Origin of the sequence: Sphaerisporangium aureirubrum, from assembly GCF_042658925.1 — a bacterium.
GTDB classification, from domain to species: Bacteria; Actinomycetota; Actinomycetes; order Streptosporangiales; family Streptosporangiaceae; genus Sphaerisporangium; species Sphaerisporangium aureirubrum.
Genome location: NZ_JBHSRF010000083.1, coordinates 1 through 20,866, shown reverse-complemented (window position 1 = coordinate 20,866; position 20,866 = coordinate 1). Strand labels below are relative to the sequence as shown.

Annotated in this window: 18 protein-coding genes; 10 read left to right on the top strand and 8 right to left on the bottom strand. The window is 71.6% G+C overall.

Going from position 1 to position 20,866, the window contains the following annotated elements; all coding sequences use genetic code 11:
- Positions 1-70 precede the first annotated feature (70 nt).
- The 6 genes from ACFP1K_RS34500 (at position 71) to ACFP1K_RS34475 (ending at position 7,360) form a co-directional block, all read left to right on the top strand.
- Complete coding sequence (locus tag ACFP1K_RS34500; protein WP_380761393.1) at positions 71-1,390, top strand: hypothetical protein; 1,320 nt, start codon at positions 71-73, stop codon at positions 1,388-1,390.
- Entirely contained in the window at positions 1,387-2,694 is a 1,308-nt protein-coding gene (locus ACFP1K_RS34495; RefSeq protein ID WP_380761391.1) for an O-antigen ligase family protein, read from the top strand. Before ACFP1K_RS34500 ends, ACFP1K_RS34495 begins: the two co-directional genes overlap by 4 nt.
- 47 nt (positions 2,695-2,741) lie before the next feature.
- Positions 2,742-3,524 (top strand): class I SAM-dependent methyltransferase, encoded by a 783-nt coding sequence (locus ACFP1K_RS34490; protein ID WP_380761389.1) that lies wholly within the window; start codon positions 2,742-2,744, stop codon positions 3,522-3,524.
- A 34-nt stretch (positions 3,525-3,558) separates the two neighbouring features.
- The gene (gene asnB / locus ACFP1K_RS34485; RefSeq protein WP_380761387.1) at positions 3,559-5,451 is read left to right on the top strand and encodes an asparagine synthase (glutamine-hydrolyzing); all 1,893 of its coding nucleotides are present in this window, start codon (positions 3,559-3,561) and stop codon (positions 5,449-5,451) included.
- Between the two features lie 83 nt (positions 5,452-5,534).
- Complete coding sequence (locus ACFP1K_RS34480) at positions 5,535-6,326, top strand: class I SAM-dependent methyltransferase (RefSeq protein ID WP_380761385.1); 792 nt, start codon at positions 5,535-5,537, stop codon at positions 6,324-6,326.
- Positions 6,326-7,360, top strand: a complete 1,035-nt coding sequence (locus ACFP1K_RS34475) for a methyltransferase domain-containing protein (RefSeq protein ID WP_380761383.1) — start codon at positions 6,326-6,328, stop codon at positions 7,358-7,360. The genes ACFP1K_RS34480 and ACFP1K_RS34475 overlap by 1 nt, the downstream gene beginning before the upstream one ends.
- 78 nt (positions 7,361-7,438) lie before the next feature.
- On the opposite strand, the gene ACFP1K_RS34470 is transcribed toward ACFP1K_RS34475, so the two are convergent.
- Together ACFP1K_RS34470 and ACFP1K_RS34465 are read right to left on the bottom strand one after the other, a co-directional pair.
- A complete protein-coding gene (locus tag ACFP1K_RS34470) occupies positions 7,439-8,752 on the bottom strand; it encodes a UDP-glucose dehydrogenase family protein (RefSeq protein ID WP_380761381.1) in 1,314 nt (437 codons plus the stop codon).
- Positions 8,752-8,964 (bottom strand): hypothetical protein, encoded by a 213-nt coding sequence (locus tag ACFP1K_RS34465; RefSeq protein WP_380761379.1) that lies wholly within the window; start codon positions 8,962-8,964, stop codon positions 8,752-8,754. Before ACFP1K_RS34465 ends, ACFP1K_RS34470 begins: the two co-directional genes overlap by 1 nt.
- 249 nt (positions 8,965-9,213) lie before the next feature.
- On the opposite strand from ACFP1K_RS34465, the gene ACFP1K_RS34460 reads away from it, so the two are divergent.
- The gene (locus ACFP1K_RS34460; protein ID WP_380761377.1) at positions 9,214-10,473 is read left to right on the top strand and encodes a nucleotide sugar dehydrogenase; all 1,260 of its coding nucleotides are present in this window, start codon (positions 9,214-9,216) and stop codon (positions 10,471-10,473) included.
- 9 nt (positions 10,474-10,482) lie between these two features.
- On the opposite strand, the gene ACFP1K_RS34455 is transcribed toward ACFP1K_RS34460, so the two are convergent.
- The 3 genes from ACFP1K_RS34455 to ACFP1K_RS34445 form a co-directional block, all read right to left on the bottom strand.
- A complete protein-coding gene (locus ACFP1K_RS34455; protein ID WP_380761375.1) occupies positions 10,483-11,235 on the bottom strand; it encodes an SDR family NAD(P)-dependent oxidoreductase in 753 nt (250 codons plus the stop codon).
- A 124-nt stretch (positions 11,236-11,359) separates the two neighbouring features.
- On the bottom strand, positions 11,360-11,560 hold the full coding sequence (locus ACFP1K_RS34450; RefSeq protein ID WP_380761373.1) for a DUF397 domain-containing protein: 201 nt from the start codon (positions 11,558-11,560) through the stop codon (positions 11,360-11,362).
- Entirely contained in the window at positions 11,550-12,371 is an 822-nt protein-coding gene (locus tag ACFP1K_RS34445) for a helix-turn-helix domain-containing protein (protein WP_380761371.1), read from the bottom strand. Before ACFP1K_RS34445 ends, ACFP1K_RS34450 begins: the two co-directional genes overlap by 11 nt.
- 566 nt (positions 12,372-12,937) lie before the next feature.
- Here ACFP1K_RS34445 and ACFP1K_RS34440 point away from each other — a divergent pair.
- Positions 12,938-13,690 (top strand): hypothetical protein, encoded by a 753-nt coding sequence (locus ACFP1K_RS34440; protein ID WP_380761369.1) that lies wholly within the window; start codon positions 12,938-12,940, stop codon positions 13,688-13,690.
- Between the two features lie 106 nt (positions 13,691-13,796).
- On the opposite strand, the gene ACFP1K_RS34435 is transcribed toward ACFP1K_RS34440, so the two are convergent.
- Positions 13,797-14,789: a pirin family protein gene (locus tag ACFP1K_RS34435; protein ID WP_380761367.1), complete on the bottom strand. Its 993-nt coding sequence runs from the start codon at positions 14,787-14,789 to the stop codon at positions 13,797-13,799.
- Between the two features lie 252 nt (positions 14,790-15,041).
- Between ACFP1K_RS34435 and ACFP1K_RS34430 the strand changes: the two genes are divergently transcribed.
- The gene (locus ACFP1K_RS34430) at positions 15,042-15,749 is read left to right on the top strand and encodes a hypothetical protein (RefSeq protein WP_380761365.1); all 708 of its coding nucleotides are present in this window, start codon (positions 15,042-15,044) and stop codon (positions 15,747-15,749) included.
- A 33-nt stretch (positions 15,750-15,782) separates the two neighbouring features.
- Positions 15,783-18,788, top strand: a complete 3,006-nt coding sequence (locus ACFP1K_RS34425) for an AAA family ATPase (protein WP_380761363.1) — start codon at positions 15,783-15,785, stop codon at positions 18,786-18,788.
- 57 nt (positions 18,789-18,845) lie between these two features.
- On the opposite strand, the gene ACFP1K_RS34420 is transcribed toward ACFP1K_RS34425, so the two are convergent.
- Both ACFP1K_RS34420 and ACFP1K_RS34415 read right to left on the bottom strand, forming a co-directional pair.
- Positions 18,846-20,381, bottom strand: coding sequence for an aldehyde dehydrogenase family protein (locus ACFP1K_RS34420; RefSeq protein ID WP_380761361.1), 1,536 nt, complete (start codon positions 20,379-20,381; stop codon positions 18,846-18,848).
- A 137-nt stretch (positions 20,382-20,518) separates the two neighbouring features.
- On the bottom strand, positions 20,519-20,866 hold a 348-nt coding region (locus ACFP1K_RS34415), incomplete at its 5' end, for a cupin domain-containing protein (protein WP_380761359.1).

Below are 20,866 nucleotides of genomic sequence, written 5' to 3'. Positions count from 1 at the left end.
CTCTCCGTCACCCGCGCCGGGCTCCGTGGCCCGCCCGCTCCGGCCCGCGCCCGGCCCCGGGGGGCCGGGCGTGACCGATCTGTACACCCGTATCGGCGCCTGGGTCCGGCCGACGGCCAGGCGGCAGATGCGCGACTTCGCCGTGCTCGGGGCCGCGGGCCAGGTGGAGGCCGGGTTGTCGCTGGCGGCCACCGCGGTCCTGGTGCGCCTGACCGGTGCCACGGCGGCGGGAGAGGTGCTGCTGGCGCAGTCGATGGCCGCGGTGTGGGCGTTGCTGTGGGACGCCCGGCTCGGCGACACGGCGCAGCGGTTCGTGCCGGTCCAGGACGCGGGCGCCGCCGGGGCCGGGACGTGGCTGTTCGCCCGCCTGCTGCGGGTGGACGCCGTGATCGGGCTGGCGGGCGCCGCGGCGGGGATCACGCTGGCCACCGCCGCGGGCCGGACCGGCCTGTCGCCACCCGTCCCCGCGGCGCTGCTGCTGCTCGCCCTCGCGTACCAGGGGGCTACCTCGTCCCGGGGCACCTCGGCCGCCGGGTTCGCCATCGCCGGGCGGCTGGAGATGCTCGGGCGGCTGCGGATCGGCCTGGCCGTGGTCGGCTGCGCCGCCACGTTGACCGCGCTGGTGCTCGGCGGGCCGGTCGCCTACCTCGCGGCCCAGGTGTCGGTCGCGGCCGTCGCGACCGTGTGGCTGGCCGTGCTGGCCCGGCGCGCCGTCACCGCGGCACTCGGCCCGGCGCCGCGCGAACCGCAGCGCGTCCCCGCGGGGCTGCGCCGGTTCGCGGTGACGACGTCGGCGGCCACCAGTCTCTCGCTCGCGTCCGACAACGGCATCCTGACCCTGGCAGGCCTGCTCGGAGGTCCCGCACTCGTGACATACCTGAAGATCGCCGCGGCCCCCGGGCGCCTGTTCCTCAGCACCGTGAGCACGGTGACGGCGCAGCTGTACCCGCGGCTGGTCGCCGCCGCCGTGCGCGGCGACACCGCCGCCGTACGGCGGGACGTGCTGCGGGCGAGCCTGCCGCTGGCCGTGCTCGGCGCGGCGGCGGCCGGGCTCGCGCTCCCGCTGACCCGCCCCGCGCTCGCGCTCGTGTACGGCCCCGCCTACGTGACGCTGACCGCCGCGACGCTCGTCCTGCTCGCCGCCGGGTGCCTGCGCGGCACGGTGGTGTGGGCCAAGGTCCTGCCGCTGGCCGTGGGCCGGCCGGGGGTGCGGCTGCTCGCGGTCGCCGTGGACGGCGTCCTCGTGGCCGCCGCGCTGCTGTTCGCCCTCCACCTGGCGGGCGGCCCGCCCGCCGTGACACTGGCCTACGCCCTGGGATCCCTCACGGTGGCGGGCCTGGTCGCGGCGGGGTGGTTCGCATTGCTGCGCCCCCTGGTGGGGCTCTCGTGAGCGCCCCCGAGACCACCGGGCTCCCCGTCCGCGGCACCCCGCCGGTGCCGTCGCGCCGCCCCGGGACCCGGCCGCGGGGACCGGTCCGGCGGCCCGAGGCGGCGACGGCGCTGCGGTGCGTGGGCGGCCTTCTGCTCGCCGTCCTGGCGTGGCTGTTCGGCGAGCTCGGCGACACCACGACCAGGAACCTTCTGGGCGGCGCGGTGCTGTTGCTGCTGCCCGTCGACGTGCTGCCCGCCATCGTGATCGTGACCGTGCGGGACGGCAGCCCCACCCTCGGCGTGCTGTCGCCGAGCGACATCGTGGCGCTGGTCTACCTCGGCAGGCTCGCGCTCAGCCCGCGCCTGTTCGCCGTGCGGCTCACCGCCTCGCGCGCGGCCCTGGTGCTGTTCCTGCTGTGGGCGGTGTTCGTCACCGTCAACGGCTTCGGCCTGATGACGGCGCTGTCCCGGATCGCGGTGTACGCGGCCGTCGGCGTCGCGATGACCTACCGCGCGCGGGGCGACGCCTGGCTGCGGGCCGCCGTCATCGGCCTGTCGCTGACCGAGATCCTGCTGTACCTGCCGCAGGTGCCGGAACGGCTGCGCGGATTCGTCATCGACGACCCCTCGCACGCCGGGACCCTGTTCCTCGCCGCGCTGATCGTGGTCGGCGTGGCGCGGATGCCGGGCGGCGTCAAAGCCCTGCTGTCGGTGCTGCTGCTGTTCGGCATCGCGATGACCTTCACCCGGGCGGTGTGGTTCGCCACCGGCGTCGTCGCGCTGGTCGCGCTGCTGCCCCGCCGCTGGTACGTCCCCCTGCTGGCACCCCCGCTCGTGGCGCTCGCCGCCATGCCGCTGCTGCCCGCGGTCACCGCCCTGTTCCACCTCAGCAGGGCGTCGGGGAGCCTGCGCGAGCGCAGCATGCTGATCGGCTGGGAGGAGTTCATGGAACGGCCCCTCACCGGCCACGGCTGGGCGTTCTCGTCCGGGGCCAAGGAGACCGGCCTCATCGGCGTGGACACCACCTCGATCTACAACCTCTGGGTCTACCTCGGCGCGTGCACCGGCCTGGTGGGTGTCGCCCTGTTCCTCGTGTACGTGGCCCTGCTCGGCCGCGCGGCCGTGCCCGGCACGGTGCCCTACCTCTTCCTCACCGCCGTCCTCGCCATGTCGCTCACCGAGATGCACCTGTACGGCGTGTCCCTGGTCGCCGTCCTGTTCTTCACGATGACGTCCACCTGCGGCAAAGCCCCCGCCACGGATTCGCCAGCCGTCCCGGTGTCGCCGGGACGCCGCACCGGGCGCGGCTACTGTCGGCGGTGATCGCCGCGTGTCGATCATCAGCAGCGTTCACGACGAAGGGGCAGCCCATGGGAAGAGTCGCCACGGCCCGCCGGTGGGCCAGGCACAGCGGCATCAGGCCCGTAGCCGAAGTGACGGGAAGCTGGCTCGCGACCCGGTTCGCCCCCGGCTGGGTGCGGCGCAACACCGCACCGGCCCTGCACGACTTCGTCTCCTGCGGCGGCCCGCTCGCCGGTTCGGCGCAGGTGTTCCTGACGCGGCTCGGCTGGGCCGCCGCCGAGATCGAGCCGCTGACCTGCGAGTACGAGGACGTCGCCCGGCGGCTCGCCGAGCGGTACGAGGCGACCGACCTGGCCTTCCCGGCGCGCTTCGGCGTGGAGGCCGAGACCGGGTTCTTCGTCTACGCGGCCACCCGGCTGCTCACGCCGCAGGTCGTCGTGGAGACCGGCATCGCCGACGGCCGCTCCTCCTTCTTCTTCCTCAGCGCGCTGGAGCGCAACGGCCAGGGCACCCTGCACAGCTTCGACATCGACCCCAGAGCGGGCGGCTTGATCGGCGACCACGACCGGTGGCGCAGGACCATCGTCGACCGCGCGGAGCCCGAGGCGGCGTTCATCGCGGCGCTGCGCGAGCTCGGCGGCGTCGACTTCTTCTTCCACGACAGCGACCACCGCTACCTCGGCCAGATGGTGGAGTACGAGAACACCTGGCCGCTGATGCTGCCCGACGGGCTGTTCGCCAGCGACGACGCCGACGTCAGCCGCGCGTTCATCGACTTCTGCCGGGCCAGGGAGCGGCGCCCGTGCTTCCTGTTCGACAACCGGAAGATCACCGGGGCCCTGCGCACGTGACGGCCCCCGACCCGTCCCCGGACGGGAGGCGGCCGTGTGCGGCATAGCCGGGCTGGTGTCCACCGGACGGCCCGATCCCGCTCTGGTGCGCTCCATGTGCGAGGCGCTGGTGCACCGCGGCCCCGACTCCGACGGCTACCACGACGACGCGCACGCCGGCCTCGGCATGCGGCGGCTCGCGGTGGTCGACGTCGCGGGCGGGGCGCAGCCGGTGTACAACGAGGACCGAACCGTCGTGGCGGTGTACAACGGCGAGCTGTACAACTTCCGGGAACTGCACAGAGAGCTCACCGGCCTCGGGCACAGGTTCACCAGCACGGGCGACAGCGAGTGCCTGGTGCACGCCTACGAGGAGTACGGCGACGAGCTGGTGCACCGGCTGCGCGGCATGTTCGCCTTCGCGCTGTGGGACGCCCGCCGCGGGCGGCTGCTGCTCGCCAGGGACCGGGTGGGCAAGAAGCCGCTGTACTGGCGGTCCGACGGTACGTCCCTGTGGTTCGGCTCGGAGCTGAAGGCGCTGCTGCGCGACCCCGCCGTGCCACGCGAGCTGGACCCGGTGGCGCTCCACCACTACCTGACCTACCAGTACGTCCCCGCGCCGTGGTCCATCTACCAGGGCGTGCGCAAGCTGCCGCCCGGACACCTGCTGGTGTGGCGGCAGGGTGTGACCGAGGTGCGCCGCTACTGGCGCCTGGACAGCGCGCCGCGCCCGGCGGGCACGGTGACCGAGGAGGCGGAGCGGCTGCGGGAGCTGTTGCTGGACGCCACCCGGGTCCGCATGGTGAGCGAACGGCCGCTCGGCGCGTTCCTGTCCGGCGGCCTGGACTCCTCGGCCGTCGTCGCCGCCATGGCGCGGCACGCGTCCGGCCCGGTCAAGACCTTCACCATCGGCTTCGACGAGCTGGCCTTCGACGAGCGGCGCTACGCGCGCATGGTCGCCGAGCGGTACGGCACCGACCATCACGAGCTGGTGGTGAACCAGCCGGCCGCCGCGCTGCTGCCCGAGCTGACCTGGCACTACGACGAGCCGTTCGCCGACTCCTCGGCCATCCCGAGCTTCTGCGTCGCCCGGCTGAGCCGCGAGCACGTGACCGTGGCGCTGAACGGCGACGGCGGGGACGAATGCCTCGGCGGCTACCGCAGGTACGCGTTGATGGCGCGGCTGCGCGGCATCCCCGTCCCCGGCGCGGCCCGGCCGTCTCTGCGGCGGATCGGCGCCGCGATGCTCACCCGCGCCCCGGCCCGCTCGTGGCTGCGCGACGCCGGCCGGGTGGTCGAGCTGCTCGGCCTGCCCCCGTCCCGGCGGTACGCCAGGCTGATGTCGTGCTTCGGCCCCGCGCAGAAGCTGGCGCTGTACACCGACGCGCTGCTGGAGCGGGTCGCCGGGGTGGACAGCTACACGCTGCTCGACGACGCGTTCGCCGCCTCCAGGGCCGCCACGGACGTGGGCCGCCTCATCGACGTGGACATCGCCACGTACCTGCCCGGCGACCTGCTGGTCAAGGTGGACATCGCCACCATGGGCAACTCCCTGGAGGCGCGGTCGCCGTTCCTGGACCACCACCTGCTGGAGTGGGCGGCCGGGCTGCCGCTGGAACTGAAGATCCGCTCGGGCACCACCAAGTACCTGCTCAAGCACGCGCTCGTCCCGTGGCTGCCCGCCGAGGTGATCGACCGGCGCAAATCGGGCTTCGGCGTGCCGATGGCGCGGTGGCTGCGCACCGGGCTGCGCGAGCTGTCCCACGACGTGCTCACCGACCACACCGCGCGCTCCCGGGGGTTGTTCCGCCCGGCCGCGGTGACGCGGCTGCTGCGGGCGCACGACGCCGGGCACGACCACGGCGACCGCATCTGGGCGTTGCTCCAGCTCGAACTGTGGCACCGGGCCTTCATGGACCGGCCGGCGCCGCACGCGTTGAGGAATTGATTCCTTTTCGTTTCCGGTAAAGTTCCCCGGCTCGTGTGCGGCGCTTTTCCTGGCGTCTGGCATCGGTTCAATAACATGAGGACATGACGATATTCACGGTCGCCAGGAACGCGATGCGCCCGGCATACCTCCCCACGATGGCGCACAAAGTCTATTTGCGGGTGCGGCACGGGCACGACCGTGAGAGAAAGGCCGCGCTGGGGTGGGCGGGCGCGCACGCGCAGGACCTGGACGCCTGGGGCCGGCGGGCGGACCCCGCGTTGTGGGCCGAGTCGGTGGAGTTCGCCAGGCGCCTCGCCGAGTCGGCCGGGCCCAAGGTGGACCAGGTCGCGGCGGCCGGGGTGGACCTCGGCGGGCCCGGCGGCGTCGAACTGCTGTACTTCCTGACCCGGTCGCTGCGCCCGGCAGTGGCGCTGGAGACCGGGGTGGCCGCCGGCTGGTCGACGGCCGCGATCCTCGGGGCCGTCGCGGCCAACGGCGCCGGGCAGCTGTATTCCAGCGATTTCCCGTTGTTCCGGATCTCCCATCCTGAACGCTACATCGGATGCGTCGTGCCCGAGGAGCTGCGCGGCTCGTGGAGCCTGCATCTCAAAGGGGACCGGAGAAACCTTCCGGAAATCCTGTCACGCGTCCAGGAGGTCGGGCTGTCGCATTACGATTCCGACAAGACCAGAGGCGGGCGGGAGTATTTCCTGCGCCGCGTTAAATCCCACACCGGGCCGCGGCACGTGCTGGTCATGGACGACGTCCAGGACAACCTGGTGTTCCGCGAGCACGTCGCGAGGCAGCCCGCCTTCCGGGTGTTCTCCTACCAGGGCAAGTTCATCGGCCTGACCGGCCCCGGCCTCGCGGCCGTCGAGCGGGGAGGACGCTGATGTCCGGCACCGGCATCTCCACCCACGAGGCCCCGCCCGGGCACCCGGAACTGCGCTGCCCGGCGTGCCGCGGCCCGCTGCGCTCCGGCTTCACGAGCCACACCGGGCGCCCCGGCGGCCCGGAGCGGCGCACGACGGACCATTCCGGTGAGGAGTTGCGCTGCGACGGGTGCGGGGCGGCGTACCCGGTGGACCGGGGCATCCCGCGGTTCGTGCCGCGCGACAACTACGCCGAGTCGTTCGGGTTCCAGTGGAACCGGCACCGGCTCACGCAGCTCGACTCGGTCACCGGCCTGCCGATCTCCCGGGAACGCCTCACCAGGCAGAGCCGGTGGGCCCCCGAGGACCTGCGCGGCCGGCACGTGCTGGAGTGCGGCAGCGGCGCCGGCCGCTTCACCGAGGTGCTGTGCGAGTCGGGCGCGGTCGTCACCTCGGTCGACATCTCCAGCGCCGTGCACGCCAACGCCGCCTCCAACGGCCACCACCCCGGCCTGCGGCTCCTCCAGGCCAGCATCCACGACATGCCGCTCCCCGAGGACGCGTTCGACTACCTGCTGTGCCTCGGCGTCATCCAGCACACCCCCGACGTGGAACGCACCTTCAAGTCCCTGTTCCGCCACCTGCGCCCCGGCGGCCGCTTCTGCGTCGACGTCTACGCGGCCCCCGTCGCCTACCCGCACCTGCGTCAGCTGCTGCGCCCCGTCACCAAGCGCATGCCCCCCGACCGCCTGTACGCGCTGGTGGAGAGGGCCGTCCCCCGCCTGCTGCCCATCTCGTCGGCCCTGGCCAGGGTCCCGCTGCTCGGCCCCTACCTCACCCGCCTGGTCCCGGTGGCCAACCACGCCCACCTGGGCCTGTCCGGCGACACCACCGCCCTGACCTGGTCGATCCTCGACACCTTCGACTGGCTGGCCCCCTGGCACGAGAAGCCCCAGACCCGCCGCGCCCTGCGCCGCTGGACCGCCGACCTGGCCCTGCGCGACGTCACCATCGAACGCCACCGCGGCCTCTACGTGGTCCGCGGCGTGAAATAGAGAGATCCGGAGCGCCCCCGCCATCTCCCCGGGGGTGCTCCGGGTCCGCGCCCGGCCCCCGCGGGCCGGGCGCCGTTCTCATGCCCGGTAGGCCCACCCGGCGGCGCGCCAGCGGGCCGGGATCAGCAGGTTGCGGCCGTCCACCATGTTGCGGCGGCGCACCACAGGGCTGAGCACGGCGGGATCGAGGTTCTCGAACTCGGTCCAGTCGGTGAGCAGCAGCACCAGGTCGGCGCCGCGGGCGGCGGTCAGGATGCTGTCGGCGTACACGAGGTCCGGACGCAGGCGCCGGGCGCCGTCCACGGCCACGGGGTCGTGCACGACGACCCGGGCGCCCTCCGCCTGCGCGGCGGACGCCACGGCCAGGGCGGGGGAGTCGCGCACGTCGTCGGTGTTCGGCTTGAACGCGGCACCCAGCGCGCAGACCCGGGCGCCGGCGTACGAACCGCCGAGCAGGTCGCGCCCGAGGGCGAGCACCCGGTCCCGGCGGCCGAGGTTGATCACGTCGACCTGGCGCAGGAACGCGGCCACCTCGTCCAGGCCGAGGTCCCCGGCGCAGGAGTACAGGGCGCGGATGTCCTTCGGCAGGCAGCCGCCGCCGAAGCCGAGCCCGGGGCCGAGGAAGCGCGGGCCGATGCGGTCGTCGTAACCGAGAGCCTCGGCGAGCGGGAGGACCGCGGCGCCGGTGGCCTCGCAGACCTGGGCGATGGCGTTGATGAACGAGATCTTCATGGCGAGGAACGCGTTGGCCGACACCTTGACGAGTTCCGCGGTGGCGTAGTCGGCCACCACGACAGGACAACCCTCCTCGATCACCGGCCGGTAGACCTCCCTCAGCACCTTCTCCGCCCGGGGCGTCTCCACGCCGAACACCAGCCGGTCCGGCCGCAGCGTGTCCTCGACGGCGTGTCCCTCCCGCAGGAACTCGGGGTTCCACGCCACCTCCACCCGGTCTCCACCCGTGATCCGGCGGACGGTCTCCGCCATCCTGCGGGCGGTGCCCGCCGGGACCGTGGACTTGCCCACGATGAGCGCCGGCCCGGTCAGCCGCGCGGCCAGCTCGCCGAACGCCGCCTCCACCCACCGCAGGTCCGCCGCGCACGAGCCGGGCGCCTGCGGGGTGCCGACGCAGACGAAGTGCGCGCCGGCACCCGCCAGGTCGTCGTAGGAGGTGGTGAACCGCAGCCGCCCCGACTCCACCCCCTTGCGCAGCAGCGCACCGAGGCCGGGCTCGAAGAACGGCAGCTCGCACGCGGACAGCAGGGCGATCTTCTCCGCGTCGACGTCCATGGCGACGACGTCGTGGCCGAGCTGCGCCATGCCCGCCGCGTGCGCGGTGCCGAGGTAGCCGGTGCCGACCACGCTCACCGTCAACCGCTCGGGCGCACTCATCAAGAGCTGATCTTTCCGGTGCCGGCGTCCACGCCGGGCGCGTGGCCCGCGCCGGACAGTGTGCCGGTCGTCGCGTGGTACGCGTAGCCGTGGTCATCGGCGTGCCCGTACGCGGGGCGGGGCGCGTGGTCGGTCCGGCTGTAGCAGAACGTGTGGCCAAGGTATCTGTGGTCCTCGGTGTAGAAAGGGAAGTAGGTACGGATGGTGTCCATGCCGCCACCTCCGAGATCTGATCGTTTTCCGGCAGGAGACCTTCCTAGGCCCCCGCCGCCCGCGATGGCCGTCCCGGTGGGCCAAGACACGGCAGAGCTCTACTCAAATCGCCGGATACGCCGCCCGACCTGCCGGGTTTCACCGTTTACGCCGCCGCGGACGGGACACGCCTGGCCGGTCGCGGGTGACCGCCAAGGCCGCCCCGGGGATCTACAGTCGCCTCAACCGATCGGTGAAGGGCGGGCCACATGGGGGAGAGACTCGTCGTCGTCGGGCAGGGGTACGTGGGGCTGCCGCTGGCGATGCGCGCGGTTGAGGCGGGGTTCGACGTCGTCGGCGTCGACGTGGACGCCTGGCGGGTGAAGCGGCTGGACGCCGCGCATTCGTACGTCGAGGACATCGCCGACGACGTGCTCGCGTCGGCGTACCGCTCGGGCCGCTACCGGGCCAGCACCGACTACGCCGACGCCGAGTCGTTCGACGTCTGCGTGATCACGGTGCCCACCCCGCTGCGCGACGGCGTGCCGGACCTGCGGCACATCACCGCCGCGGGGGAGTCGATCGCCCCGCTGCTGCGGCACGGCGCCACCGTGATCCTGGAGTCCACCACCTACCCCGGCACCACCGAGGAGCACCTGCGCCCGCTGCTGGAGCACGCTTCCGGCCTGCGCACCCCCGGCGACTTCCACCTCGGCTACAGCCCCGAGCGCATCGACCCCGGCAACCGCCGCTGGCACCTGGAGAACACCCCCAAGGTGGTGGCCGGCCTGGACGCGGCGGCCCTGGAGCGTGTGCGCGCGTTCTACGGCCGCCTGGTCCGCCAGGTCGTCCCCGTGTCGTCCCTGCAGGTCGCCGAGCTGTGCAAGCTCCTGGAGAACACCTTCAGGCACGTCAACATCGCCCTGGTCAACGAGCTCTCCATCTTCGCCGGCCAGCTGGGCATCGACCTGTGGGAGGCCATCGACGCCGCCTCCACCAAGCCGTTCGGCTACATGCGCTTCACCCCCGGCCCCGGCGTCGGCGGCCACTGCCTCCCCATCGACCCCTCGTACCTGTCCTGGCGGGTGAAGCAGAGCCTCGGCCACAACTTCCGCTTCGTGGAACTGGCCAACGACGTCAACGACCACATGCCCGACCACGTGGTCCGCCGCCTCACCCTGTCCCTCAACCGCCTGGGCCGCCCCGTCAACGGCAGCCGCATCCTGATCCTCGGCCTCGCCTACAAGAAGAACACCGGCGACTGCCGCGAATCCCCCGCGATCGAGGTGGCCAAGTCCCTGGCCAAACTAGGCGCGCAGGTCCGCGCCGTCGAACCCCACGCCGACCCCTTCCTCATCCCCCCAGGCATAGAACTGGTCGAGCTGTCCGACCCCGAACTCACCACCGCCGACACCGTCCTGATCCTCACCGACCACGACCACATCGACTACAACCACATCCACCACACCGCCCACTTCATCTTCGACACCCGAAACCGCTGCCGCGGCCCCAACGTCGAACGCCTGTGAGTCCCGTGGTCAGCGGCCCATGCGCCGGTTCACCCGGCGGATCAGGTCCGGCGGGACGAAGCGGGCGATGCCGGCTATCGCCTTGTAGCGGGGGTCCGGGACGCTGAGGGAGGCGCCTCGGGCGAAGTCGCGCATGGCTGTGGCGACGACCCGGTCGGCGGAGAGCCACATGGCGTCGGGGATTCCGGAGATGTCGATGGACGCGCGCTCGTGGAACTCGGTGCGGACGTAGCCGGGGCACAGCGCCATGACGTGGACCCGCGGCTCGGGGATCTCCAGGGCCAGGGAGCGGCTGTAGTTGACGACCCAGGCCTTGGAGGCGCTGTAGGTGCCTCCGGGGTAGAACGCCGCCACCGAGGCCACGTTGATCACCCCGCCCCGGCCGCGCGTCCGGATGGCCGGCAGCGCGGCCATGGTGAGCCTGAGCACGGCTTCGCAGTGAAGCCGCAGCATGGTCACCTCTTCGGAGACCGGGACGTTCTTCCCGTGCCTGCCGTCATGGCCGAACCCGGCGTTGTTCACGAGCAGGTCCACCCCCGCACGAAGGCGCTCCTCCACCGCCCCCACACCCTCGTCGGTGGTCAGGTCGGCCGGGATCACCTCCGGCTCCACCCCGTAGCGCTGCCGCAGCGCGACGGCGGCCTCATCCAGCCGCTTCGCGTCCCGGGCCACCAGGACCGGCGTCAGGCCATCGGCGGCGAGCTTACGAGCGAACGCGGCGCCGATGCCGGCCGTGGCGCCCGTGATCAGTGCGGTAGGCATGCGGGCAGACTAGCGGCCCACACCCCCACCCTCGAAGCGCCCCGTCACGCCGCCCGATTCGTCCTGATGGTGAGCGCAATGAGGGCCGGGACGGTACAAGTGCCACCCGTCCCGGCCTCGCGGATCAGATATCGAACTCCCCGGCGCCGAGGGCGGTCAGGAACGCCGACCACTCGGCGGAGCGGAAGACCAGAGCAGCGCCGGTGGGGTTCTTGCTGTCCCGGACGGCGAAGCGGCCGGGCAGGTCCGCGGCGACTTCGACGCAGTTCTCGTTGGCGCTGAAACTGCTCTTGCGCCACTGCGCGGCAGGGAGGTCATTCGCCACGTGCGTTCACCACTTCCTCGATCAGCCGGACCGACTGCTTGGACGGTAAAGCCTCGGCTCTGATCGCGTCATAGCGAAGCATCAGCCGGGCGATCTCCATGTGCTCTCCCATGATGCGCCCGTCGGGCTGGCCTTCGATGAAGGCGATATAGGGGGATCCGTGTCGCTCGGCGACGATGAAGCCGCCTGCCAGTCCGCAGTGCGCCCCTGTCTCGTAGGGAACGATCTGAAGGGTCACCCTCGGGTGCCGGGAGATCTCCAAAAGGTACCCCAGCTGCTCCCGCATCACTCCCGGCGCCCCGATCGTGCGGTGGAGGACGCCCTCGTCCATGAGGAAGCTGATCGTGGGTGCGTCGTCCCGGCGCAGGATCGACTGGCGCTGCATGCGGCCGGTGAGTCGTTCGTCGATCTGCTCCGCGGTGATGTTCGGAATCTTCGAGATCATCTCGCGGGCGTACGCCTCCGTCTGGAGCAGGCCGGGGACGGTGGTCGGTTCCCAGCTTCGTAGTCCTGTCGCGTCCTGTTCCTCCTCCAGCCACGGCCGGAAGTTCTCGGGCGCGTTCTTCCACGTGGTCGCGACGTAGAGCCGCGCCATCGCGCCGTCCAGCCCCATGGCCTGGTCGCACAGCCGGGCGAACGGCTCGGTGGGCGGACGTCTGAGGGATTCCACCATGGCGACGAGGGAAGCCGAGTAGCCGATGCGGTGGGCCAGACCATGCTGGGTCAGGCCGGCGGCGTTCCGGTGTCGTTTCAGCTCGAAGGCGAACAGTGCTCGCGGAGACTCGTGGGGGTCGAGCTCTCTGCTGGACAATTCCCGCCTTTTCCTTCCTGGTCGGGTTATTGGCGACATTGCCGGTGTTCTCACGTGAACTGTGGATCAGGCGTGAGGGTAATGCGCTGCCGATGGTAGTGGGAGGACGCCGATCTCGTAGGGAAGTCGCGAGTAGTGCGGGCCTCGGCGAGGAAAAAGGTGTGCCTACGCGGACAGGGCATCTGTTAGATGTCGCCGGCCGGTTCTCCCGGGTCGGTGACGGCCGTACGTGAGTAAGTGAAGCACCGACTCCGAGGCGCGCATCCGGCGCCGGCGGCGTGAAGTGGCTGGTGTCCGAGGTGAGACATGCCGCACGTAGGCGTCGTCGACGTACGGGCAAGGAGTGTTTGATTCTATATCTGGTATATGTTCGCCGAAAACGGGCGCGGCCCATCCTGGTACGAGAAATATTACGGGGCTGGGTATTTGTGCTGATATCGACGGGCTTGTCATGTGATTTCAGGTGGCTTATGGCTCCTGAAATCGCAAGGCAAAAGAAGGCTATGGAGTGCGTATGTGTTCTGCTCGTCTGGTCGGTATTTCACGCTCGTTGAAAGGAGCTCGTGATGTCCCATCCAGCGGACCGGTCCGCCCAGGGGGAGCAAGCGTTTCCGGAGGCCGGGCTCGATGCCTTCCTGAGCCACTTCATCATCGGTCTCCGGTTCAACTCGGGTGGGCGGGCGGGAGACTTCGCGACCTTCGCGCTGCCCGCGGCCGTGCAGACGGTGGTGAGGTCGCAGGGGTTCATGGCGGGGCGGGACGGCGGGCGGGCGGTCTTCCCTCTGCCTGAGGGGTCGACGCTCGACGGCCAGATCAACCGGGACGACTTCCTGGTCGCGCCGCGCGGCTTCTTCCAGCCCGACCGCGAGCAGGTGTGGCTGCAGATCCTCAACCTCGACGCGAAGGGGGAGACGCCGTTCGGGCCCGTGCGCATCATCCTCGGGGAGACGTTCAAGCGGGAGTACCCGGACCTGTTCCAGCCCTCGTTCGGCGCCGCACAGTCGATCGGTGGCCGCGGCTTCCCCGCCAGGCTCTTCTTCAGCCCCAACGCGATCGTCGAGACGCCCCTGGGCGCCTGGAAGACCCGGGCGAAGGCCCTCGTCGGGGCGGAGGTCACGGAGTTCCCGCCGATCGGCTCCAACCCGACCCTGCAGGAGCCAGTGGCCCTCGACCCCGTCGAGTCGCTGCGCGCCCTCGACGACCCCCGCGCGGTGGAGCGCCTGGAGCCGGTCGCCACCATCAACGCGCTCGCCCACGCGATCGACGCGGTCGTCCACGACGCCGCCTCGGCGTTCACGTCCATCCAGCGGTCGGCCTGAGGCGTCCGTCCGGCTGTTCGCCCCGGGCGTCCGCGCCGGACTGAGCGGACCGCCGCGGCAGGCGTCCCGTCCACCCGGGGCGCCTGCCGCGGCTCGCGTTTCCCTCCTAGAGGGTCTCGTCCCGGGCGGAGCGGTGCGGGACGTGCTCGGCGGGGACGGTGCCCATGCGGCCGGCCTGGAAGTCCTCGAAGGCCTGGACGATCTCGTCACGGGTGTTCATGACGAAGGGGCCGTACCGGGCGACCGGCTCGCGGATGGGCAGGCCGCCGAGCACCAGGATCTCCCAGCCCTGGGCGCTCGCGACGGGCTGGGACTCCGCGGCGCGGACGGTCAGCGCGTCGCCGCGCGGGCCGAACACCGCCATCTGGCCCTCGTCCAGCGGGGTGCCGCCGGGGCCCGCGGTGCCGCGGCCGCTCAGGACGTACACCATCGCGTTGAACTCGGGGGGCCAGGGGAGGTCGAGGCGGGCGCCGGGGGCCACGGTGGCGTGCAGGTAGTTGATCGGGGTGTAGGTGACGCCGGGGCCGTCGTGGCCGGCGAGCGAGCCCGCGATGACCCGGACGAGGGACGCGCCGTCCGCGGCGGACAGCAGCGTCACGTCGCCGCGGCCGATGTCCTGGTAGCGCGGGGCCACCCACTTCTGCGCGCGGGGCAGGTTCACCCACAGCTGCACGCCGTGGAACAGGCCGCCGGAGGCCACCAGCTCGGGCGGCGGCTGCTCGATGTGCTGCAGGCCGGACGCGGCGGTCATCCACTGGGTGTCGCCGTCGGCGATGAGGCCGCCGCCGCCGGTGGTGTCGCGGTGCTGGAAGGCGCCGTCGATGATGTAGGTCACCGTCTCGAAGCCGCGGTGCGGGTGCCACGGCGTGCCCTTGGCCTCACCGGGTGCGTACTCCACCGCGCCCATGTGGTCCAGCAGGAGGAACGGGTCGGCCAGGGAGAGGTCGACGCCGGGGAATGGCCTGCGGACGGCGAAGCCCTCACCCTCCAGGTGGCGGGCCGCGGTGACGACGCGGGCCACCGGGCGCCAGGCTGTGGCCGTCTCGGGCAACTGGGGGAGTCGCGGCAAAGTAAGGGTGTCAGCGGTGACGGCCGGCATGGGAACCTCCTGATAGCGGTGCGAAGTGGGGCGGTCGAGCTCTCGCACGCCACACAACAGTAGTTTATGATTCAACTATTCCCGGTCATCCCGGCGCCGACGTCGCCGCCGGTCGCGACACCCTGTGTGTCACAAGTCGAGCTAAGTTTCCGCGAAGATTTGGTCAAGATTTTTCCGGTTGCCCTCGGGGAGGGGACCCCAAAAAGGGGGCACAACAACCATGATGACCCGCAAAGCGGAGGTAAGGCCCCTGTGGAACGGACGCGGGTGGGGTCGCGGCTGATCGCCATGGCGATCGCCGCCGTAACGGTGGTCACGGTGACCTCGGCCGGCTGTGGTGGCGCGAGTTTCACCTACGTGATGGGCAGTGACGGGCAGAGCTACTTCAAGGTGCCCGCGGCCTGGCGGCAGGTCGACCAGAAGGCGCTGGACCGCAAGGTCTTCGGCGACCTGAACTCCGCCACGGCGCAGCTGCGCAAGAAATTGTCCTGGACCGTGGCCTACGACGGGTACGAGAACCCCTCGGCGGATCACCTGTTCGACGCGGGCGGCGGCTCCGACAAGCCGTTCGTCTTCGCCATGGTGACCAACCTCACCGAGGGCCAGCGCGACGCGGTCTCCCTCGACGGCCTGCGCAACTCGGCCGGCCTGCCGGTCGCGGTGGACGACGAACTGCGCGGCCAGATGGAGAAGACACCCGGTTATCCCTTCAAGGACTTCGAACTCCTCAGCGACGAGGTGCTCCCCCCCAAGGACGGCGTACGCGGCGTCCACGTCGTCTACAACTTCAAGGTGCAGGGCGGACCGGTCCAGACGTTCGACCAGACCGCCTACCTCGCCGCGGACGGCACGCGCGTGTCCGTCCTTCTGATCCGCTGCTCGGCCGCGTGTTATCGGTCCGAAGCGAAGGCGATCGGCGGCATCGCGCAGTCTTTCAAGGTCAAACGGCTACCCGGATGACCTCCGGAGACCTGGCGACCGTGAGGAGTCCCGATGACACAAACCCCCGCGCCCGAGACCGCCGGCCTGCGGGCACCTGACTCCGGCCCGGTCGCCGCCGGCCGGGTCACCATGCCGACGTGGGACCGCATCAAGTTCGTGATCGGTCTCAGCGTCGCGTTCCTCGTCCTGGTCTGGCACCAGATGGCGAGCTTCGAAGGCATCATGCCGTTCACCGAGGCCACCCTGATCGTCGCCGCCGAAGGCGCCGGCCGGATCATCCTGGTGCTGCTCGGCGTCGAGGTGCTGCGGCAGATCCACTTCAGGGTCAGCGAGAAGTCGCCCGGCTATCACCGCTTCTGGACCACGGGCGTGTTCGGCGGCTTCGACCGGTGGAGCCGCCGCCGCTTCAGCGACTGGAACCGCTTCCGCATCGCCAGGGCGCTGAAGTGGCTGTTCTGGATCGCGCTGCTGGCGCTGGTGCTCGGCCAGATCCTGGACGCCCCGCCGCTGCTCGCCCTGTTCCAGGCGCCCGCCCTGCTGTGGCAGGTGCTGCCGTACGGGCTCCAGCTGGCGTTCGGCTTCTTCTTCGTCATCGTCCAGTTCGTCGGCCTCTTCTGGTTCATGTCCAGGGGCGGCGTGGAGACGTACTTCCCCGACGACATCAAGACCCGCTTCGCCGACGTCTGGGGCCAGGACCACGTCGTCGAGCGGGTCAAGGAGAACATCGTCTTCCTGGAGAAGCCGGACGAGATCGAGGCCAAGGGCGGCTACGTGCCGAGCGGCCTGCTGCTGTGGGGCCCGCCGGGCACCGGCAAGACCCTGATGGCCGAGGCCGTCGCGGGCGAGACCGGCAAACCGTACGTCTTCGTGGACCCCGGCGCGTTCATCAACATGTTCATGGGCATCGGCATCCTGAAGGTGAAGTCGCTGTTCCGCAAGCTGCGCAAGCTCGCCCTGCGGTACGGCGGCGTGATCGTCTTCTTCGACGAGGCCGACTCCCTCGGACGGCGCGGCGCGCTCGCCCAGCAGGGCCCGCCCGGCGGGCGCATCGGGTTCGGCACGGCGGACGCCTGCCACGGGTTCGGCTACCTGTCGGACGAGACCCGTACCCTGCTCACCAGGCGCTCGCTGGTCGCCTCGCCCGCCGAAGGGCCCCACCGCGAGCGTTTCATGGGCATGCCCATGGGCGGTGGCGGCGGGGACGTCGGGACGTTGCAGGCCCTGCTCACCGAGCTGTCCGGCCTGAAGAAGCCACGCGGGCTGCTCAACCGCTACGTCCGCCGGCTGTTCGGCATGCGGCCGAAGCCCCCGCCCAAGTACCGCATCCTCGTCATGATGGCGACCAACATGCCGAACTCGCTGGACGAGGCGCTGCTGCGGCCCGGCCGCATCGACCGCATCTACAAGGTGGGCTACCCCTCCAAGGCCGGCCGGGTGCGCACCTACCACGGCTACTTCGGCAAGGTGCGCCACGAGCTGACCGCCCAGCAGATCGACAAGCTCGCCACCATCACGCCGTACGCCACGGGCGCCACCATCAAGGACCTGGTCAACGAGTCGCTGATCACCGCGATCCGGGGCGGCAGGGACGTCATCACCTGGCACGACGTGATGATCGCCAAACGGCTCAAGCAGCTCGGGCCGCCCGAGGACGTCGAGTACATCGAGCGCGAACGGCACGCGGTGGCCGTGCACGAGGCCTGCCACGCCGTGGCCGCCTACCGCACCCGCCAGCACCTGGAGATCGACCTCGCCACCATCGAGAAGGGGGCGGACTACCTCGGCATGGTGTCCAGCATCAAGCCCGAGGACCAGTTCACCCGGTGGCGCAGCGAGTACGAGGCCGACATCATGGTGTCGCTCGCCTCGCTGGCCGGGGAGCGCATGTTCTTCGGCGAGGACAACTCCTCCGGCGTCTCGGGGGACCTGGAGAGCGCCACCATGGTCACCGGGCTGATGGAGGCGTACTGGGGCATGGGCGTCGGCATCGCCGCGCTGCCCGCGTTGCAGCAGCTCGGCATCCGCGACGGCAAGGCGGCGGCGCCGCAGGGCGCCGGCGGCGGCATCGGCTACACCCAGGAGCCGGGCGCGACGCGGGACCGCAACGCGCCGGACATGCTGGCCGAGCGGATCGAGTACAACCTGTCCCGGCTGCTCAAGAAGACCGAGGAGCTGCTGCGGGCCAACCGGCGCGAGGTGCTCGCCGTCGCGCACGCGCTGGAGCAGCACAAGACGCTGTCCGGCGACGACGTGATCGCCGTCATCGAGGGCACCCGGGGGCCGCTGGTCGACGGCTCCGTCTACACCTCCGAGGACTTCTCCGACGAGCTGGAGGCGTACCACGCGGTGGCCGCCGAGGCGCACCGCACGCACAGCCACGTCACCACGACCCTGCCGCGGCCGATCGCGGCCCCGGCGGCCGTCCCGGTCATCGCCGGGCAGGTGGTGTCGCAGGCCGTGGCGCCGGCGCCGCCCGACCTGCTCACGGGGCCGCCGCTGATCATGCCGCAGGGGGGCTCGCCCGACTCCGGGGCGCTCGTCATGCCCGGCGGCAACGGCGGGATCGTCCTGCCCGGGGCGGCCGCCTCCAACGGCGGCGGCTCGCCGGAGTTCATCCCCTGGAGCCTGGAGCGGACGGAGCCACGGGAGAGCCCGCCCGCGGCGGCCGAGGCACCGCCACCGGTGCCCCTGCCGGAGCCGGGGAGGTCCGCACGGCCGGTGCTGCTCGCGCTGGCCGCCGTGGCCGCGCTCATGCTCTTCGTCGTCCTCGGGCTGGCCGTGTTCGGCGGCGGGGCCGAGGGAGCGCAGGCGGCGAGCGTCGCGCCGGTCACCGGGGTCGTCGCGTTCGTCATCGTGGCGGTGCTGGTGATCGTGGCGAGCGCCATCGCGGTCATCGTGGTCCGCAACCACCAGGCCGGCCGTGTCCGGGCCGAGGAGAACAGGGACCGGGCGATCGAACGGGCGCAGCTCCTGGCCGCCGCCATGGATCCCGAGACGGCGATGCGCCTGCTCGGCTACGACGGCCGCAACGGGCAGCACGGCCAGAACGGGTCGTGACCTGGTTCGTGTCGTGGGCCACCGTCCGGGACCGTCCGGGCGGTGGCCCACGGTCGTTCAGAGCCGGAAGTCCAGGTCCGGGATGATCTCGGCGACGTCCATCTGGGCCTTCTGCAGGCGGCCGGAGTAGTCCCAGTTCATCGCCTGCCAGCGGGTGAACTGGTCGAGCACCCACATGCCGGACTGACGGCTGCCGTTGCCCGACTTGCCGTTGCCGCCGAACGGCAGGTGCGCCTCGGCACCCGAGGTGGAGTTGTTGACGCTCACCATGCCGGCGCCGACGCCGGAACGGAACCGGAAGGCCGCCTTGGGGTCGGTGGTGTAGATCGAGGAGGACAGGCCGTAGCCGGGGCGGTTGGCCAGGGCGATCGCCTCGTCCAGGCCGCCGAAGGCCGTGACGCCGACGATCGGGCCGAACGTCTCCTCCATGAACAGCCGGTCCCCGGGGCGCACGCCGTCCACCACGACCGGGTGGTAGAACAGGCCGCCCCCGCCGTCGAAGCCGCCGCGCGGGTTGTCCTGGGTGATGCGGCCGGTCGGGCCGGTCACCACCGTGTGGTGCGGCTCCACCCAGCCGAGGTACTCCTCGTAGCGCTCGGCGAAGCGGTGGTCCAGCATCGGGCCGTACAGTACGTCCCTCCTCGGGTCGCCGACCTGCGCCGCCGCCACCGCTCGCGCGTACCTCGCGACGAACTCGTCGTGCACCGAGTGGTGCACCAGCACGGTGCCGAGGGAGGTGCAGCGCTGTCCCGCCGTGCCGAAGCCGGAGAACAGGGCGCCCTCCACCGCGAGATCCAGGTCGGCGTCCGGCATGACGACCATGGGGTTCTTGCCGCCGAGCTCCAGGCACGGCGACTGGAGGTACCGGCCGCACAGCTCGCCGATCCTGCGGCCCACGGCGGTGGAGCCGGTGAACCCGACCTTCTGTACCGTGCCCTCCTCCAGCGCGGCCTCCAGGCCGGTGTAGGTGGCCGGGCCGTCCGCGAAGACGATGTTCAGCACGCCGTCCGGCAGCCCGGCCGCCGCGAACAGGCGGTACAGCGCGTGCGCCGACGCGGCCGCGTACTCGGCGGGCTTCCACACCACGGCGTTGCCGCACAGCAGGGCCGGGACGATGTACCAGCTCGGCACCGCCACCGGGAAGTTCCCCGCGGTGACGACGGCGGCGACGCCCATCGGCACCCGGAACGTGAAGAGGTTCTTGTCGGGCATCTCCGACGGGACGGTCTGCCCGTACAGCCTGCGGCCCTCGCCGAGGAAGAAGTCGCAGGTGTCGACGATCTCCCGCACCTCGCCGAGCGCCTCGGCGTACGGCTTGCCGATCTCCTCGGTGACCAGCAGCGCCAGTTCCTCGGCGTTGGCCTCCACCAGCCGCCCCATCGACGCCACCACCCGCCCGCGCACCGGCGCGGGCACCCGCTCCCACTCCCGCTGCGCCGCCGACGCCACGCTGCACGACCACGCGAACGTCGGGCCGTCCGCCAGTCGCACCTTCGCCACGGTCTCCGCCGTGCGCGCCGGATTGATCGAGTCATAGGCCGCGGCATTGACGTCGTCGGCAGCCTTCCCGCCGACCACAGAAACGATCCGCATGCTCACCGTGCGCCCTCCTCGAACGAACCTTTCCCCGCACTCTGCCGATACCACAACCGCCCTTACCCGAACCCGCCGGGCGCCGGCCGTTCCCGCCCTTCCGTGGACGTCGACGGCCTCCCCCTGGCATCGGGCGATCACAAAGCCGTGAAGTCCGCGAAGTCGAATCCCGGCGAGACCACACAGCTCACCAGCACGGCCTCGTCCCCCGCGGGCCGCGCCGCCTGCCAGGTCCCCGCCGGCACCAGCACCTGCGGCACCTCCCCATCCTCCACCCGCCCCCCGAGCGTGACGGCCTCGGCATCCCCCGGCCGCTCACCCGACCCTCCCAGCAGAAGCGTCAGCGCCCCACCCCGATGCCAGAACCACACCTCGTCCGACCGCACCACATGCCAGACCGATTCCTCCCCCGGCGCCAGCAGGAAGTAAATCCCCGTAGCACTCTGCCGCGCCCCCCCATACCCCTCCGGCTCGAAGCCGACCCC